Origin of the sequence: Agrobacterium bohemicum (assembly GCF_002896715.1) — a bacterium.
In the GTDB taxonomy this organism is placed as follows: domain Bacteria; phylum Pseudomonadota; class Alphaproteobacteria; order Rhizobiales; family Rhizobiaceae; genus Agrobacterium; species Agrobacterium bohemicum.
Map to the genome: position 1 here is coordinate 46,255 of NZ_PGEL01000024.1, position 14,816 is coordinate 61,070.

The 14,816-nt window shown below is 56.1% G+C and carries 10 protein-coding genes; 7 read left to right on the forward strand and 3 right to left on the reverse strand.

All coding sequences use genetic code 11. From position 1 onward, the window contains the following. The first annotated feature begins 6 nt into the window (after window positions 1–6). Window positions 7–1,233 carry a glycosyltransferase gene (locus CUC55_RS10715; protein ID WP_425352814.1) on the forward strand — a complete coding sequence of 409 codons (1,227 nt, stop codon included), beginning with the start codon at window positions 7–9 and terminating at the stop codon, window positions 1,231–1,233. After that, the gene (locus CUC55_RS10720; protein ID WP_103087828.1) at window positions 1,215–2,381 is read left to right on the forward strand and encodes a glycosyltransferase family protein; all 1,167 of its coding nucleotides are present in this window, start codon (window positions 1,215–1,217) and stop codon (window positions 2,379–2,381) included. Before CUC55_RS10715 ends, CUC55_RS10720 begins: the two co-directional genes overlap by 19 nt. 6 nt (window positions 2,382–2,387) lie before the next feature. Here the strand turns inward: CUC55_RS10720 and CUC55_RS10725 are convergent, their stop codons facing one another. Both CUC55_RS10725 and CUC55_RS10730 read right to left on the reverse strand, forming a co-directional pair. Beyond that, on the reverse strand, window positions 2,388–3,620 hold the full coding sequence (locus CUC55_RS10725; protein WP_103087829.1) for an FAD-dependent oxidoreductase: 1,233 nt from the start codon (window positions 3,618–3,620) through the stop codon (window positions 2,388–2,390). 24 nt (window positions 3,621–3,644) lie between these two features. Continuing rightward, complete coding sequence (locus tag CUC55_RS10730) at window positions 3,645–4,337, reverse strand: phosphatase PAP2 family protein (RefSeq protein ID WP_103087830.1); 693 nt, start codon at window positions 4,335–4,337, stop codon at window positions 3,645–3,647. Between the two features lie 133 nt (window positions 4,338–4,470). Between CUC55_RS10730 and dxr the strand changes: the two genes are divergently transcribed. Together dxr and CUC55_RS10740 are read left to right on the forward strand one after the other, a co-directional pair. Beyond that, window positions 4,471–5,670: a 1-deoxy-D-xylulose-5-phosphate reductoisomerase gene (gene dxr, locus CUC55_RS10735; protein ID WP_067645732.1), complete on the forward strand. Its 1,200-nt coding sequence runs from the start codon at window positions 4,471–4,473 to the stop codon at window positions 5,668–5,670. 181 nt (window positions 5,671–5,851) lie between these two features. Then, window positions 5,852–6,520 (forward strand): metal-binding protein ZinT, encoded by a 669-nt coding sequence (locus CUC55_RS10740; protein WP_103087831.1) that lies wholly within the window; start codon window positions 5,852–5,854, stop codon window positions 6,518–6,520. Window positions 6,521–6,585: 65 nt separating this feature from the next. Here CUC55_RS10740 and hemA read toward each other — a convergent pair whose 3' ends face one another. Next, window positions 6,586–7,803 carry a 5-aminolevulinate synthase gene (gene hemA / locus CUC55_RS10745; protein ID WP_067645736.1) on the reverse strand — a complete coding sequence of 406 codons (1,218 nt, stop codon included), beginning with the start codon at window positions 7,801–7,803 and terminating at the stop codon, window positions 6,586–6,588. A gap of 374 nt (window positions 7,804–8,177) precedes the next feature. Between hemA and CUC55_RS10750 the strand changes: the two genes are divergently transcribed. The 3 genes from CUC55_RS10750 (at window position 8,178) to CUC55_RS10760 (ending at window position 14,726) form a co-directional block, all read left to right on the forward strand. Beyond that, window positions 8,178–8,429, forward strand: a complete 252-nt coding sequence (locus CUC55_RS10750; protein ID WP_103087832.1) for a YMGG-like glycine zipper-containing protein — start codon at window positions 8,178–8,180, stop codon at window positions 8,427–8,429. 170 nt (window positions 8,430–8,599) lie between these two features. Then, window positions 8,600–10,525: an autotransporter assembly complex protein TamA gene (locus tag CUC55_RS10755; RefSeq protein ID WP_103087833.1), complete on the forward strand. Its 1,926-nt coding sequence runs from the start codon at window positions 8,600–8,602 to the stop codon at window positions 10,523–10,525. Between the two features lie 40 nt (window positions 10,526–10,565). Beyond that, entirely contained in the window at window positions 10,566–14,726 is a 4,161-nt protein-coding gene (locus CUC55_RS10760) for a translocation/assembly module TamB domain-containing protein (protein WP_103087834.1), read from the forward strand. The last annotated feature ends 90 nt before the right edge of the window (window positions 14,727–14,816 follow it).

Sequence of the window (14,816 nt, forward strand, 5' to 3'; positions counted from 1 at the left end):
AAAATTATGGTTCTTCTGAAAGGATATCCGCGCCTTTCAGAAACTTTTATCGCACAGGAACTTCTTGGCCTGGAAAAAGCGGGGCTTGAGCTTGAGCTGGTGTCCATGCGCCGCCCGACTGACAAGAAGCGCCACCCGGTTCATGATGAAATCCGCGCCAGGGTGACCTACCTGCCGGAATATCTGCATGAGGAACCGCTGCGGGTGCTGAAAGCACTGTGGGCTTGTCGCAACAAGCCAGGTTTCGACAAGGCCTTGCGTTGTTTTGCCTCGGACCTGCGTCATGATCTCAGCCGCAACCGCTTTCGTCGCTTCGGGCAGGCTGCCGTTCTGGCGCATGAATGGCCCGGAGACGCTGGCTGGCTGCATGTCCATTTCATTCACACACCGGCATCGGTCGCCGCCTACACGCATTTGATCACCGGTATTCCCTGGACTATCTCGGCTCACGCCAAAGATATCTGGACGTCTGGTGATCGCGATCTTTCAGGCAAGCTGGATAGTGCACGCTGGGCCGTAACCTGCACCGCCAGCGGCTTCCGACATCTGCAAAACCTGTCCACCGATAAATCCAAAGTCCATCTGAGCTATCACGGACTTGATCTCACCCGNTTTCCCCATTTCGATGAAGAGCGTAGACATGGCGACGGTTCTGATCCGAACGATCCGGTCAGAATCTTGAGCGTCGGTCGAGCGGTAAAGAAAAAAGGCATCGACATTCTGCTGCATGCGCTCGCTACCCTGCCACCGTCGCTGCACTGGCATTTCACCCATATTGGCGGCGGCGATGAACTGCCCCACCTGAAACCGCTGGCAGAAGAGCTCGGTCTTTCGAACCGCATCGTCTGGACCGGCGCGATGGACCAGAAACAGGTGCTGGAACATTACCGGCAGGCTGATCTGTTTGCTCTTGCCTGCCGCATCACCAGCGATGGCGACCGCGATGGCCTGCCGAATGTGCTGGTGGAAGCCGCAAGCCAAAACCTTGCCTGCGTCTCAACCCATATCTCTGGCATCCCAGAATTTTTTACAGATGGTGAAAACGGACTGCTGACCGCACCAGATGACGCCGCCGCCTTCTCACGAGCCCTGCAAACCGCTATCACTGAACCTCAGCTTCGGGCACGCCTTGGATTTGCAGCGGNAAAAAGGGTGCGCACATCCTTCGACCATCGCAGCAGCATCACGGAGTTGAAAGCGCTGTTTGAGCAGGAATGGGAGAAGCCCCTTTGAAAGCCGCCACATCCGCCCCTCGCGTTTTCTTCTATGTGCAACACCTGCTCGGCATCGGCCACATTGCCCGCGCAAGCCGGATCGCACGCGCGCTGGTGGAAGACGGCTTCGACGTCACGCTTGTCACTGGCGGCACCCCCGTCCCAGGCTTTCCCGGTGAAGGCATCCGCCACATCGAGTTGCCACCGATTGCCGTCAGCGACGGAAGCTTTTCTGGCCTGATGGATTCTACCGGCCAGCCCGTCAACGATGCCTTCAAGGATAACCGCACCAGCATGCTTTTGGGCGCCTATCAAGGCGCAAAGCCGGACATCGTTATCATTGAAGCGTTTCCGTTTGGTCGTCGGCAGGTGCGGTTCGAACTCATGCCGCTTTTAAGCGCCATAGAACACAGTCTCGAGCGTCCGCTGGTGATGACGTCGCTGCGCGATATTCTGCAGGAGCGGGCCAAGCCCGGCCGCGATGAGGAAACGATCACGCTCGTCAAAAAGCACTTCGACGCTGTCCTCGTGCATGGCGATCCAAACTTCGCGCGGCTGGAAGAGACATTTCCACTGGCAGACCAGATCAGCCAGCGTATCGTTTACACCGGCCTCGTCGCCCCTTCAAAACCAAAGCCGCCGCACGAACGCTTCGACGCCGTGGTGTCTGCCGGTGGCGGAGCGGTGGGTGCCGCCCTCATCCGTGCGACACTGGAAGCAGCCCCTCTGATCAAGGACATTAAAAGCTGGTGCTTCATCACCGGACCCAACATGCCACAGGCCGATTTCGATGAGATATCCGCACAATCCGGCAAGGGCATCTCGGTGTTTCGTTTTCGAAAGGATTTTGCCAGTCTCCTTTCTGCTGCCAAACTGTCCATCTCGCAGGCGGGCTACAACACGGTCTGCGACATCCTGCAGACAAACTGCCGTTCGCTTCTCATTCCCTTCGCCGCTGGCGGTGAAACCGAACAAGGCGAGCGGGCTTCACGTCTTGCCCGATTGGGGTTGGCCCATGTGCTGGAGGAGCGCGCGATATCGCCGCNATCCATGGCAGATGCGATAGAGCGTGCGCTCGAACTGCCAGCACCTGAAAACGTCGATCTCGATCTCGACGGAGCAGCCGGGACCGCNAAAATATTGCGCCGTCTTTATGACGAACGATAGTCCAGCCTAAAAGCGAAGCTTTTCTCGCCGAAAGCCAAGACCGATCAGTCTGCCAGCCAGATGCGCCAGCAAGGGAAACCGCATGATGGCAAGAACGAAAGCTGGCGGGCCTTTTGCCCGCTTTGCATCGGACTGATCNTTTTTATTGCGGCTGCGCATCATCAATTGCAGACGCTGTGTCGCCTTTGTCGGGAAAGACCGACGCTTTTCAATGGCAACAAGGTCAGGATCGGCGATAGCGCGTCCAGATGCCAAAGCCGGGATAAGCACATTTGCAGCCGCAACGGCATCCTGAATGGCTAGATTGACACCCACGCCGCCAATCGGCGACATCGCATGCGCAGCATCTCCGATGCATATGACGCCCGGCGTCCACCATTGTTTCAGCCGGTCGATGCGAACCGTCAACAGATAGGCATCATCCCAACTTCTGATTTCCGACAAACGTTCTCGCGGCAACGGGCAAACTTCAGCGACCCTGTCACGGAATGTGTCCAGTCCCTTGGTCCTCATCTCTGCGAATGCGCCCTTGCGGACAACGTAACCGCATTGCCAGTAATCACCACGATCAATCAGCACGAAACCCTGTTGAGGACCCGCGTGGCCCATGGTCTGTGTTGGATCACCGGCTTGTTTGGAGAGCCGCATCCAGACGACTTCCGTGGGAACGCCAAACCGCTGGATTTCCAAACCAGCTTTTTCCCGCACAACCGAACTTCGCCCGTCAGCACCGACAACCAGATCGGCTTCGATGGTCAGTGGCCCCTGCGGTGTCTCGACACGAAGGCCGCCGACCTTATCTCCTTGCTGGATCAGTTCCGTCACCGGTGCATTCATCAACAGGCGAAAATTCTCGTATTGCCCGGCCTTTCCCGCAATGAAATTCAGAAAGTCCCATTGCGGCATAAAGGCAATGAAGCGGTTGTTGACCGGCAGCCAGGAAAAATCGGCGATGGTTATTTTCTGATCGCCTATCTCCGCAAAGAGCTTTTCTGCCTGCGTATGGGGCAGCGTCAGAAACTCCTTGATGAATCCCAGTTGCTCGATGATCTCAAGCGTCGATGGGTGAATGGTATCACCACGAAAGTCTCGAAGAAAATCTGGATGNTTTTCGATGACTACTACATCCACATTNGCGCGCGCCAACAACAGGCCAAGCATCATGCCCGCGGGCCCACCACCCGCTATTGCGACTCTTGTCTTTATGGAATGAACTGCTGCGATGTCTGNTTTTTCCATTGGCACCCCCCAATCGCTGACTGCTCACGACGCGGAATACGGTACGTTTTTCGGGAAAGGCCAGCCCTTCATGTCGAAACGAAACAGCCATTCGGAACGTGCAAAGATAAAGGCGAAGGCCATCGCAGTCCACGTTCCCAGAAGCAGACCCGCCGCCACGTCACTGGGATAATGCGCACCGACAATAACCCGCGATACGCCGATAACCATTGCAAGACCAATAAAGACGAATCGAAACCGCGGCATCAGCATCATAAACGCGCCAAAGAAGGAGCCTGCCGCCGCCGAATGGCCGGAAGGAAAGCTCTCGTAGAGATTGTCACCCGTAAAGGGCGTCAGACTGTAAGCACCCAAATCGATCAGCAATTCCGGTCTGGCGCGTCCAATCACGAACTTGAGCAGGTGAACCAGAATACTGGCCGTGCCGATGGTCNAAAAGAAATAGAGCAACAATCTCCAGGCCGTTTTGATGCGACTGGCATAGGAATAGCTGGTCAGCACACGCGCAGCGACATAAGCGGCAATTGCCAGAAGACCAGTACTATAAAGCATCCAGCGAAACGTGCCGAAGTCGGTAATGGATTTGTTGAAGCCGACAATGGAGCCAGGAAGCGCTTGGGCGCGTTGTGAAATGATCGGGTCGAGAGGAATGAAGACCAGCACCAGAAGGAAGGTCGCTGCTAAAATCCAACCGCTGGAAACAAAAAACCGCCGCATGCTTTTCCTCTACGTGAACAGCCTGGAATATGCGGGCGGTGCAGAGCAAAGACAATAGTGAGCAGCCTCCTTGTTATGCCCGTCTTTCGCTTGTAGAGGCATCACTGACATATTTCACNAAAACCGGATTGATATGACGCACGCGCAGAGCTCAACCTTACCTGAAAAACTGACCGTTCTGGGCTCAACGGGTTCCATCGGGACGAGCACGCTGGATGTCATCGCTCAGCTTGGAGGCCGGTCGCGGTTCGATGTCATGGCTTTGACCGGTGCGGAAAACGTCACCTTGTTGGCAGAGCAGGCACGCGCCTTGGGCGCCAAACTGGCGGTGACGTCGGAAGACGACAATTATCAGGCTTTGAAGGATGCCTTGGCGGGTAGCGGTATCAAGGTCGCAGCAGGCCGAAGTGGGTTGCATGAAGCAGCCGAGATGGACGCTGACTGGGTCATGGCGGCGATTGCGGGAACGCCCGGTCTTGAACCGACGCTGAGCGCAGCCAGACGCGGTGCCAATATCGCGCTTGCCAACAAGGAATGCCTCGTTTCCGCTGGAGACGTCTTTCTTCGAACCATCTCCGAAGGTGGCGGCCAACTGATCCCCGTGGATAGCGAACACAGCGCCATTTTTCAATGTCTTGAGCCGACAAACAAAGCAAACGTCGAGCGCATTGTGCTGACGGCATCCGGTGGCCCGTTTCGCACCTTCAGCCGCGAACAGATGGCAGGCGTGACGGCAGATACCGCCCGCGCCCATCCCAACTGGTCGATGGGTCTGAAGGTTTCCATCGGCAGCGCCTCCATGTTCAACAAGGCGCTGGAAATGATCGAGGCNAAATATCTTTTCGATCTCGAACCGAGCCAGATCGAAGTCATCGTTCATCCGCAATCGATCATCCACTCGATGGTAGCCTATACGGATGGATCGGTCATCGCCCAACTGGGTTGCCCCGATATGCGCACGGCCATCGCTTACGCTCTGACCTACCCGACACGTGGAAAAATCGATGTGGAGCGACTGGATTTCACCAAGCTAGCGAGGCTGGATTTCGAAGCACCGGACGAGGTTCGCTTTCCTGCTTTACGTTTGGCCAGAACGGCCCTGGAACGCGGCGGCGCGCAGGGCGCGGTCCTGAATGCAGCGGACGAAACCGCGTTTCATGCCTTTGTCGATGGTGCAATCGGCTTCCTCGACATGGCCGATATTGTCGAGACCGTGATGGATCGAATGAACCACGGCCAGTCGGCGCAGACGATGGAAGCCGTGCTTGATGCAGATACCCAGGCCCGCGCGTATGCGCGGGAAGCCGTGCTTCAAAAACAAAGAGCCGCCTGAAGCCCAATAAGTAAACTGCCATGCGCGCGTGCCCTCCACGATGGCGCGCCCAACACTGCGTTAAAAATTCCCATTAAAGAGAATGCAGCATTGCCTGCCTTCCAGAATACGGCTATGTGCAATTTGTAATGTAATTACATTACAAACNTTTCGGAAACGATGACGAATTGAGGAACGCATAATGATCACCAAACACGCCCTAGCCTTGACTGTCGGCGCCACTTTGCTTTCGGCGATGGCAGTGTCTGCGCAGGGAACCGAAGCCCCAGCCAANGCACATTCTCACTCTCACTCGCATGATCACTCCGAAGAATCCCAGGAGATTTACAAGGGCTATTTCAAGGACAGCCAAATCGAAGCACGCGCACTTTCCGATTGGAAAGGTGACTGGCAGTCCGTTTATCCTTACCTCCTTGATGGCTCGCTTGACCCCGTCATGGCGCATAAAGCGAAGCATGGCGACAAGAGCGCGAAAGAATACCGCGACGAGTACGCGACCGGCTACAAAACAGACGTCAACCGCATCGTGATCAATGGTGACACCGTCACCTTCTTTCGCGATGGAAAGCCTGCGGAAGCCAAGTATGTGTCGGATGGTTTTGAAATCCTGACCTACAAAAAGGGCAATCGCGGGGTCCGCTACATCTTCAAGAAGAGCGGTGGCGAGGCAACTGCGCCGGAATTCATCCAGTTCAGCGACCACACCATCGCACCGGCCAAAGCCGGTCATTATCATCTGTTTTGGGGAAATGACCGCAGCGCGGTGCTTCAGGAACTCGGCAACTGGCCGACATATTATCCCGCATCGCTTGATGCGAAAGACATCGTGCACGAAATGCTCGAACACTGAGGCAGCAATAAAAAGGTCGCGGCTTACNAAAGCCGCGACCGACAACGAATTATGTTCAGCCTATATCAGGCAACAGCTCTCGCCAAAGCGCAACGCGACCAGAGCATATGCAACGCTCCGACCAGTTGCTCCAGATCGGCATCACTGTGCAGTGGTGTCGGTGTAATGCGCAGGCGCTCAGTCTTGCGCGGCACCGTTGGATAGTTGATCGGCTGAACATAGACGCCATGGTCATCCAGCAGAATGTCGGAAATCCATTTACATTTGGCGGCATCACCCACCATGACAGGCACGATGTGGCTCGGGTTGTGCAAATGCGGAATCCCGTTGGCATCCAGCATGGACCGCAGCGTACGCACACGCTCTTGGTGACGGGCGCGCTCAAACGGGCTGGCCTTCAGGTGCTGGATGGAGGCGACCGCACCGGCCGCAAGTGATGGCGGCAACGCTGTGGTAAAGATGAAGCCGGACGAGAACGAGCGGATGAAATCGCAAAGCGCCACGGATGCTGCGATGTAACCGCCCATAACACCGAAAGCTTTGCCGAGCGTGCCTTCGATGATCGTCAGACGATCCATCAGACCTTCACGTTCGGCAATGCCGCCGCCACGTGGACCATACATGCCGACAGCATGAACTTCATCCAGATAGGTCATAGCGCCGTATGCATCGGCCAGATCGCAGATTTCCTTGATGGGAGAAATATCGCCATCCATCGAATACACCGATTCGAACGCAATCAGCTTCGGTGCCGCAGGGTCCGCCGCCTTCAGCTTGGCTTCTAGGTCTTCGAGATCATTATGCTTCCAAATGACTTTCTCGCAACGACCGTAGCGAATACCCTCAATCATCGAAGCATGGTTCAAGGCATCAGAAAAGATGATGAGGCCAGGAATTTTCTGGCCAAGTGTACCAAGTGTCGCCCAGTTAGAAATATAACCGGAGGTAAAAACCAGCGCGGATTCTTTTCCATGCAGGTCGGCAAGCTCTTGTTCCAGCTTCACGTGGTGATGGTTGGTGCCAGATATATTCCGGGTGCCTCCCGCACCCGCGCCACAGTGATCGATGGCCGCCTTCATGGCTTCGACAACTTTGGGATTCTGCCCCATGCCGAGATAATCGTTGGAACACCAGACGGTAACGTCCTGCTTGTCGCCATTTGCCGTGTAGCGGGTCGCGCGTGGGAAATTGCCCTGCTGTCTCTCCAGATCGGCGAAGACGCGGTAGCGACCTTCCGAATGCAAACCATCCAGTTCGGTCTTGAAATATGCCTCGAAGTCCATTCCATGCTCCAGAATTCTTGCGGTCGTTGTCGGTCTACCTACCAACACCGTCAACCCCTTTTGGCGCTGTTTGCTGCAAACTGCGTCAATTGGCCTCCACTTTTGAACCATTCCAAGGAGACTTATAAGAGATTCAGCAAACAGCAAAATTGATTCATGTCAAAGAGAGATTGAAATGGAACTTTTCTTCTCGAACGCCGTTCAGTAGGGCACAATCGATTTGGGACGGGAGCATGGCCTGCCAAAGGGAGGCTTCCATAAACACTTTCGACTTGTTAGATATCTGTTGCGGTCGGAGGTAGCAGTCGCCGCAGATAACCTATGGGACGCCTATCAAGAGCCATAGAGCTCGGATGTAACGTTGGAGAGAGTTCATGAAGAAGGCTATTANTTTTGCCGTTATCGGTTTGACGCTTGCAGGCTGCACGCAGACTGAAAAGGGTGCATCCATCGGTGCCGTATCCGGTGCTGTCATTGGTGGCGCTGTGACCGGTAACGTACGCGGCGCAGCGGTTGGCGCAGCAATCGGTGGCGTAGGCGGTGCCCTTATCGGTAACGCTTCTGAGCCAGGCTATTGCTACTATCGCGACCAGTACGGTCAGCGTTACACGGCACGTTGCCGCTAACATCGCCTGATTGGCATGTTACGAAGCCCCGGTTAGCCGGGGCTTTTGCGTTTGTGGTCGAAAAAGCGCNTTTTCGGGTGCCCAATCAGGCCATTTTATGCTTAAGCTGTTACATTAACGAACGGTCAACCGCTTGGGCCGATAGTAAATGCTCAACCATAAAGTAGCCTATGCCGACAGTGCGGACTGACCCAAAGAAGAGTATTGCGTTCTGGAAGGCTGGCTCCGCTTTGGCGGTGGCGGCAACAGTGTCGCTATATCCCGGGTTTGCCCGCGAGGCTTACGCACTCAAGATTTTCGGCATTACCATTTTCGGTTCCGACGACAAGAAGGAGGAGGTTCTTGACCCCGTTTCCTTCACTGTCACGTTGAATGCACCGGGCGCAGACGCGAAGCTGAAAGAAAGCCTCGAGAACAGCTCACTGCTGACGTCAGAACCCGACAAGCCTGCATCAGGCGATCTCGGTCTGATTATCAGGGCGAGAGACGATCGCGAACGGTTGATTGCATCCCTTTATGAAAACGCGCGATACGGTGGAATCGTCAAAGTGACGGTCGCGGGTCAGGATATTGATTCGATTCCGCCGAACCCATCCTTTAATCGCTCTGGACCAATCCCGGTCGTGATCGACGTAACACCCGGACCCGCGTTCACGCTTGGAAACGTTCGACTTGAGGGTGATGTCATAGGGCATGATCTTTCCGAATATGGGCTGGTTTCGGGTGGAAATGCGGGTTCGCTTGCTATCATCCGCGGCGGCAATAAGTTGATCGACGACCTCAAGGCCGAAGGCCGCCCGCTTGCAGAACTGACGAAGAGAGAAGCGGTCGCCAACCACGCAAACAACACAGTCGACTTGACGTTATCTGCGGAAGGCGGACCAGTGGCGCCTCTTGGCGACGTTGCCGTCAAGGGACAACGCACGGTCGATCAGGATTTCATCCGGAAATATTCACGACTCAACGGCGGCGAGCCCTACTCGCCGGAGAAATTACGCAAGGCTTCCGACCGACTTCGTAAACTGGGTGTCTTCTCCAGCATCACCATCAAGGAAGCAAAAACGCTCGCCCCCAACGGCACGATCCCGCTGACTATCGAAGTATCTGAAGGCAAGCACCGTTATCTCGGCGTCGGCGCACAATATTCCACGACCGAAGGCATCGGCCTCCAAGGCTATTGGGGTCACCGCAATTTGTTTGGCAAAGCCGAATCGTTGCGCATCGAAGGTGCGATCTCGCGTCTGGGTGAAGCATCCAACGTGCAGGATATGGATTATTCCGCCGGAATTATCTTCACAAAGCCAGGCGTCTTCAATCCGGCAACGACATTTACGGCAAGCCTCAAGGCCAAGACCGAGCACCCCGATACATACGATGCGCGATCCGTCACCGGATATGCTGGCTTTGCCTATGAGTTCAACGATTACGACACGGCATCCGCCGGACTTGAGGTCGAGTGGACGGATTCAGATGATGCATTCGGCAACAACCAGTATTTGACCACCTCTGTGCCGCTAGAATTCGTGCGGGACATGCGTGATGACAAGCTGAACCCGACAGAAGGTTTCCGGGCGTCGATTTCCGCAAAGCCCAGCTATGAAGCGCTAAACGGCACGTTCTTTACGTCTTTTGAAGGTTCCACCACCGCCTATAAGGGCCTTGGCGCTGACGACCAGGTTGTGCTGGCCGGAAAAATCGCAGCCGGTGCACTGGTCGGCGTCGGCGCGCTGGAAGATATTCCACCGACCCGCCGATTTTATGCGGGCGGAGGTGGATCGGTGCGCGGCTACAGCTATCAGGAAATCTCACCCTATAATGCCGCAAACGAAGCCACTGGCGGGCGCTCCTATGTCGTCACCTCGCTTGAAGCCCGCGTCNAAATCACAGAAACCATCGGTCTTGTTCCCTTCGTGGACGCAGGCGTGGTATCATCCGATCTCGCGCCTGATTTCTCCGATATCCGCGCTGGCGCAGGCATAGGCATTCGGTACGCGACACCGTTCGGCCCCTTGCGTCTTGACGTTGCCATGCCTCTTCAAAAATATGAAGGCGGAAGCAGTTTCGGTATTTATGCCGGCATCGGACAGTCGTTCTGAGAAGAACTTCAGATAACCAGCAGAGTGTAGATAGCTTCAGATGACCGCATTGATTCGATTGCTGAAATGGTTTGTCTATATCGCCGTTGGCGGCGTTACGTTGCTCGTCCTTGCTGCTCTGTTCATCGGATACACGCCGACAGGTGCGCAGTTCGTCGCACATCAGGTTTCCGCACTCGTCTCCACGCCCGATCNAAAAATTGAAATCTCGCCCCCATCCGGTCTTCTGACAGGAGACTTGAGACTGGATAGCGTCGTTATTTCCGACCGTGACGGCGTCTATGCCCGCCTCAACGGTTTAGAGGTCGACTGGTCGCCTTCCGCCCTTCTGAGCAGAACCTTCCATGCGCAACGAATTGCTGCAGCCAATGTGACCTTCGACAGATTGCCGCTGCCCCCAACCGAACCAAAAGAACAGGCTTCAAGCGGCTTTTCGCTGCCGGTTGCCATCGACATTGACGACATCTCTTTGCCGGACATCCGCCTTGGCGAAAAACTCGCCNGGCGCCCGTTCGAGCTGGCAGCTACAGGCAACGGTACAGCCACGAACGATGCCATCGCTCTCTCTCTCGCGGCCAACCGCAAAGATGAGCAGCAAGCTAAAGTCATGGCAGATATCGCCTTTGCACCCAATGACAACGTCTTGAAACTCGATGCCAACATCAGCGAACCACAAGGTGGATTGCTGGCCACACTTTTGCGCCTGCCGAATGCACCTGCCGTGGCATTGAAGCTGAGTGGTGAAGGTGCCCTGTCAGACTGGTCTGGCAAGCTAAGCGGCGCGGTGGCTGGCAACACGGTTCTCGATCTCGACGGTCGCCATAGGCTTGAGGCCGACGGCACACGCCGGGTTGAACTCCATGGTGGCGGACAGCCTGATATGTTGCTGCCACCCATCGTGCGTCAGCTGTTTTCGGGACAATCGAAGCTGGACCTCGCAGCAAGCATATCGCCAGAAGGCCGCATCAGCGTTGAGAGTGGTAATCTGGAAACCGGAAAACTGCTGCTCACCGCATCCGGCGTGATGGACACGCAAGGGCAGAATGATCTCGCGGCCAATCTGATTGGCACGAACGGACCAGTCGATGTGCGGCTGCCGCTGGAGGGTGGCGAAGTCGCAGCCCTGGTCAACGGCGTCGATCTTTCGCTCAGGGGTAATGCGGGCGCGGCACAGCTGAACATGACCGCATCGTTGCGATCGCTGAGCATGCCTCAGGGTCGTCTGGACGACATAAAGCTATCGGCCAATAGTGATGACCTTAATCTCACGACCCAAACCGGCACGGTGCAGACGTCGTTGAGTATCGCCCAGTCGGCAATGACGTCACCCGATATCGAGAGGGCCATCAAGGCCCCGCTGAAGCTGAATGCACCGTTGCGCATCTCTACACAGACAATCGCGTTCGAAGGTGCAACGCTGGAAAGCGCCAGCATCGGCGGCACCGGCAGTGGAACTTATGATCTTTCCGCAGGCACGATTGCATCCAACCTTCGCCTGTTCGTGCTTCCGGCTGTCCTGCCGCCGGCGCTGGCAGAAAAATTCGACACCACAATCGCCATCGACGCCTATGTAAACAGCACGATTGGCGGCGCAACGCGCGTCGAGAACCTGGTCGTGAAATCCGGAACGCTGGAAGCCAATGGTGACCTTTCTCTGGNAAACGGCAATATGGTCGCAAACCTGGGTGGCCGCTTGCCAGCGCTTGAAAAGCTGACCCCACAAGCATCGGGTGCGCTCGGATTTTCACTGGAGGCCAATGGTCCGCTCAAGGCCGCTGANTTTCAGGTCAGCCTCAACTCGGCCAAAGCCACACTCGCTGGCCGCGCGCTTGAGGCGCTGAAAGTATCCGCCAACGGCAAAGCCGATCTCAATGCGCCGCAAGCTCAATTGCAGGCCAGCGGCACGCTTGACGGACAGGTCATCGATGCGTCAGGAGAACTCGTCCAAGGTGAGAACGGAACAGCAATTCCGAAATTGAATGTCACGGTTGGACGTAACGTGCTGACCGGCAATCTGCAATTTACCCCGCAGTTTCTGCCATCGGGAAATCTTTCCTTCGATTTTCCAGACCTCTCACTATTGGCAGCCCTGGCTGCCCAACAGGCCAATGGTGACGTCAAGGGTAACGTGGACGTGTCCAATTCGGATGGAAAGATCGCCGCGACGATCCGTGCCACTGGCGACACCATATCTCGAGGCACGACGACTGTTTCCAAACTCGTGGCCGACCTCAAGGTCGATGATGTCGTGGCGCTTGCAGCCAATGGCAAGGTGACGGCGGAAGCCATCAACGCCGGTGCGGTTTCCATTTCCGGCCTCGACCTCGACATCAACCATTCCGGCACGGCGACCGCGTTCGGTCTCAATGCCCGTTACGACAATGCGCCTCTGGTGCTAAAGGGAAGCGTTGATACGGGCGCAGCTCCCATGACAGTGAAAGTGGATGCCTTTTCCGCCAGCCCTCGTGGCATTCCGGTCAAGCTCTCACAACCAACAGCCATTACCATCGCCAATGGTACAGCGCGGATTTCCGGCCTCGTCATCCAAACTGGAAATGGACGTGTCGAAGTCAATGGTATGGCGGGCTCGACGCTTGATCTCAACACCGCCATTCGCTCCGTTCCCGCCAATCTCGCAAACGCCTTTTCCCCCGGACTCGACGCGTCAGGGACGATTTCCGGCACGGTCACTGCTAAGGGATCGGCTTCCAATCCGACAGTAAACTACGACCTGACTTGGTCCGATGCGACAGTCAGCCAGACACGCTCCGCCGGTCTGGGCTCACTCGGCGTGAAAGCCAAGGGACAGTTTGCTGACGGCACACTGAGACTGGATACCAACGTGACGGCGCAAGGCGGGCTGACGCTTTCTGGTGGCGGGACGCTTGGCATCAGCGGCAACCGGCCACTATCGATGGCATTCAGGGGTAACGTACCTCTTGGCGTGCTTGCCGCGCAGACCGCAGCACAAGGCTTCGATGTCGCTGGCACGGCGGCTGTCGATGTCAAGATCGAAGGCACAGCAAGCGCTCCCAATGTCACTGGCAGCATCACGACCAACGGCACCCGCGTAACCGATGTGCGTCGCAATCTAACCATCAACAATCTCGGTGTCGCGATCAGTTTCGACCGTGACAGAGCCACCATTTCCAAATTGAGCGGACAGCTTGCTGGCGGTGGAACGATCTCGGGCTCCGGCACCATAGGCATCTTGCCGGGCTCCGGTTTCCCCGCCGATCTTACCATTACCCTCAATCGCGCTGCCTATAATGACGGTACGTTGTTTACCACACAGGCCAGCGGCACGTTGACGCTGAAAGGCCCTGCCCTCGCGTCACCCATTCTGGGTGGTACCATCACGCTCGACAAAAGTGCCATTACCATACCCGAGCGCCTTCCCGCTTCGCTCCAGCAAATCGATGTGAAGCACAAGAACGCACCGCGTGCGGTTCGCGTACAGGAGCAAAAGCTGAATGCTGACAAGGGTGGCAGCGGCAGTTCGTCCTCAATTGCACTGGACCTTAAAATCGATGCACCCAGCGGTATCTTCGTGCGAGGCCGTGGTGTAGATGCAGAACTAACCGGCGGCGTAACGGTGCGCGGCTCCGCTGCAAACCCCGAAGTTTCCGGCGGCTTCGAAATGAAACGCGGCCGGCTGGAAATTCTGACCCGTCGTCTGGATTTCACCACCGGCGACATCACCTTCGGCGGCGGCCTCGTTCCCGTTCTCAACATGGCAGCGGATTCAACCGCAGGCTCCGCGACGGTGACGGTATCTGTCACCGGAAATGCAAACGATCCAGCTTTCGCTTTCACGTCCTCACCCGCTCTTCCCCAGGATGAAGTGATGGCACAGCTGATCTTCGGTCAGTCGATGTCGAAGCTGTCGGCTTTGCAGATCGCCCGGCTTGCAGACGCAGCGGGTCAACTGGCTGGCGGACGTTCGACATCCCTGTTCGATAGCCTGCGCAGCAATCTCGGTATTGACGACCTCGATATATCGACGGACTCAGAAGGTCAGGCGCGTGTTTCTGCGGGTAAATACCTCAATGAGAAGACCTATCTGGAACTGGAGCAAAGCGGAAGTTCAGGCGCGAAGGCCATTATCAATCTCGACGTGGGCAAGGGCGTCAAATTACGTGGATCTGCAGGCGGCGACGGTGAGGGCGCGGCCGGTATTTTTTACGAAAAAGAATATTGATAGCGCGAAAGCCATTGGTTCTTGCAACCCGCCTTAATCGAATATCAATAATCACCTAATTCAGATATTTTTAAAGTTAATCTTGTAGAT

Coding starts and splice junctions, on each gene's coding strand:
- hemA (WP_067645736.1), bottom strand. CDS start 7,803: ATGGACTTCGAGGCATATTTCAAGACCGAACTGGATGGTTTGCATTCG.